The organism is Micromonospora globispora, assembly GCF_003857015.1.
In the GTDB taxonomy this organism is placed as follows: domain Bacteria; phylum Actinomycetota; class Actinomycetes; order Mycobacteriales; family Micromonosporaceae; genus Micromonospora; species Micromonospora globispora.
The window spans coordinates 1-3,002 of the sequence record NZ_QGGF01000578.1 but is presented as its reverse complement, the minus strand read 5'-3'; the positions used below and the strand labels follow the sequence as shown (position 1 = coordinate 3,002).

The following is a 3,002-nucleotide window of genomic DNA, read 5'->3' as shown; positions in this document are numbered from 1 at the left end:
GTGTGCGCCTCCAGCAGCCGGACCGGCCGGCCGGCGTCCGCCAGCCGCTCCAGCAGCCCGGGCAGCAGGCCACGGTGCCGCCCCCGGCCGGCCGTCGGGTTGGCGAGCACGGCCACCGGGCCGGGCGGGGCAAGATCCTGTGCGGTCACGGCGAGCACCGTACGGGACGACGCCGCCGCCGACCAGGGGCGGTATCCGACACCACCGCACGTCGGCGAAGCGGTCGGCCCGTTCCGTCCAGTGGACGGCTCGTCACCGGAGACTATTTGATCTTCCGAGTCGACCGGGCCACGATGCCGTCGTACTCAGGGTGCTTCTCCAGCCACCCGCTGAGGAACGGGCAGATCGGCACCACGGTCCGGCCCTTGGCCCGCGCGTCGTCCATCACCGCACGGGCCAGGATCGACCCGACGCCCTTGCCCTCGAACTCGGGATCGACCTCGGTGTGGGTGTAGGCGATGATGGTGCCCGTCAGTTGATACGTGACCACGCCGGCCGTCACGCCCGCCTCGTCCCGCGCCTCGAACCGCTCCCGCTCCGGCACGTCTGTCACGGTGAACTGCACCCGACCATCCAACCACGGGGTACATCAGGTCGCCGTGCGGGCGTCCGGTCTCCCCCGGCGCTCTCCGGTCAGAAGGTGATGCGGACCTTGAGGGCGGTCCGCTCGTCCATCGCCCGGTAGCCGTCCGGCACCTGGTCGAGGGTGACGCTGCGGTCGAAGACCGGCGCCGGGTCGATGCTGCCGTCGAGGACGTCGGCCAGCAGCTCCGGGATGTACGCGCGGGCCGGGGCGACTCCGCCGCCGAGGGCGACGTTGCGGCCGAACATCTGGCCGATGTCCACCCCGGCGCTGCCGCCGTGCGGCACCCCGACGTACCCGACCGCGCCGCCGTCCCGGGCGATCGAGATCGCGGTACGCATCGACTCCTCGGTGCCGACCGCCTCCAGCACGGCGTGCGCGCCCTGCCCCTTGGTCAGCTCCTTCACCGCGGCGACCGCGGCCTCCCCCCGCTCGGCCACCACGTCGGTGGCGCCGAAGGAGCGGGCGATGTCGGTGCGGGCGGTGTGCCGGCCCAGCGCGATGATCTGCTCGGCGCCGAGCCGCTTCGCGGCGAGCACCCCGCAGAGCCCCACCGCGCCGTCGCCGACCACGGCCACGGTGGCGCCGGTACGCACCCGGGCGGCCAGGGCGGCGTGGTGGCCGGTGGACATCACGTCCGACAGGGCCAGCATCGCGGTCAGCAGCCGCTCGTCGCCGGCCGCCTCGGCGGGCAGCTTCACCAGGGTGCCGTCCGCGTACGGGACGCGGACCGCCTCGCCCTGGCCGCCGTCGGAGCCCGGCTCGCCCCAGAACCCGCCGTGCGGGCAGGAGGTCTGCAGGCCCTCCCGGCAGAAGTCGCAGACGCCGTCGGACCAGACGAACGGGGCGACCACCAGATCACCCACCCGGACCGAGCTCACCTCGGCCCCGGTGGCCTCGACGACGCCGAGGAACTCATGGCCGATCCGCTGCCCGGGCTGGCGCTTCGCCACCCCCCGGTACGCCCACAGGTCGCTGCCGCAGATGCAGGCGAGCACCACCCGTACCACGGCATCGGTGGAGGCGCGGACGGCGGCGTCCGGCACCTCCTCGACCCGGATGTCGTTCGGTCCGTGAATCACGGTGGCGCGCATGACGGCATGTCCTCCGGGGCGGGTCGGGCGGATCCGTGGGCGGCCCGGCGGACCGAACCACCCCGGGGGGAACGGTAGACCGGCCCGGAGCCTCGCCAAACCCGGAGCGCGGGCAGCGTGGCCCGGCTCACCCTCGCGCCGGCGGAGGCGCGCAGGCCGTCGCCGTCGACCCCAGGTCACTGTCGCACCCGGGCATCCCGGCGAGCGTTGCCGATCACGTCGCGACGGCCCCACCGCCCGGGGATGTCGAGCAGCTCCACCCGGCCGAACCGGTCCGGCACCCGCGGCGCCATCAGCAGCTGGTCGCCGGCCGGCTCCAGCCCGAGCAGGGCGCGGAGCAGCAGGAACGGCGCGCAGGTGGCCAGCGCCTGCGGGCTGTTGGCGACCGGGTAGCGCACCGGGTAGCGGGTCAGCTCCCGGGCATAGCCGGCGATGGCCTCGGGCAGCTGCCCGGAGAAGTAGTGGGCGGCGTCGATCATGCCCTCGGCGATCCGGCCGGCCTCCTCGGCGAAGCCGTAGCGGCGCAGCCCCCACGCGATCAGCGCGTTGTCGAACGGCCACACCCCCCCGACGTGGTAGCCGAGCGGGTTGTAGCGCGCCTCCCCCTTGGCCAGCGTGCGGACGCCCCACCCGGAGAAGAGCCGGGGGCCGAGCAGGTGCGCGGCGACCTCGGCGGCGTGGGACTCGTCGACGATGCCGCTCCACAGCAGATGACCCATGTTGGAGGCGAGGGCGTCGACCTGCCGGCCGTCGGCGTCCAGGGCGAGCGCGTAGTAGCCGCGGTCGGCGATCCAGAAGTCCCGGTTGAAGCGCTCCTTCAGCGCCGCCGCCTCCCGTTCCAGCGCCTGCGCGTACGCCGGGTCGCCCCAGAACTCCCGGGCCAGGCGGGCCCCGCGCAGCTTCGCGTCGTACGCGTAGCCCTGCAGCTCACAGGTGGCCCGGGGCAGCCGGGGCAGCCGGCCATCGGCGTAGCAGATCGCCTCCGGCGAGTCCTTCCAGCCCTGGTTCTCCACCCCGTTCCGCTCGTTGCGCCGCTGGTACCAGACGTAGCCGTTGCCGAGGATGTCGCCGTACTCGTCGATCCAGCGCAGCGCCGCGCGGGCCTCCTCCTCGAACTCCCGCACCATGCTCCCGTCCCCGGTCCACCGCTCGTACTCGTCGAGCAGGACCACGTACAGCGGGGTCACGTCGGCGCTGCCGTAGTACGGCGACTGCGGCAGCTCCTCGAAGGCCGACAGCTCGCCGTACCGGAACTCGCGCAGGATCTTGCCCGGCTCCTCGTCGCGGAAGTCGTCGAGCACGGTCCCCTGGTCGATGCCGAGCAT

3 protein-coding genes and 1 pseudogene are annotated in these 3,002 nt (G+C 73.9%); all 4 read right to left on the bottom strand.

The genetic code is table 11. The annotated features are described in order from the left end of the window. Positions 1-158, bottom strand: a pseudogene (locus DKL51_RS36780) (sphingosine kinase); the annotation flags it as partial. Between the two features lie 104 nt (positions 159-262). Continuing rightward, a complete protein-coding gene (locus DKL51_RS29280) occupies positions 263-565 on the bottom strand; it encodes a GNAT family N-acetyltransferase (RefSeq protein ID WP_109947925.1) in 303 nt (100 codons plus the stop codon). Between the two features lie 68 nt (positions 566-633). Continuing rightward, on the bottom strand, positions 634-1,677 hold the full coding sequence (locus tag DKL51_RS29275) for a zinc-dependent alcohol dehydrogenase family protein (RefSeq protein WP_109947924.1): 1,044 nt from the start codon (positions 1,675-1,677) through the stop codon (positions 634-636). A 176-nt stretch (positions 1,678-1,853) separates the two neighbouring features. Next, the coding region (locus DKL51_RS29270; RefSeq protein ID WP_369008653.1) for an amylo-alpha-1,6-glucosidase at positions 1,854-3,002 on the bottom strand (1,149 nt) is incomplete at its 5' end.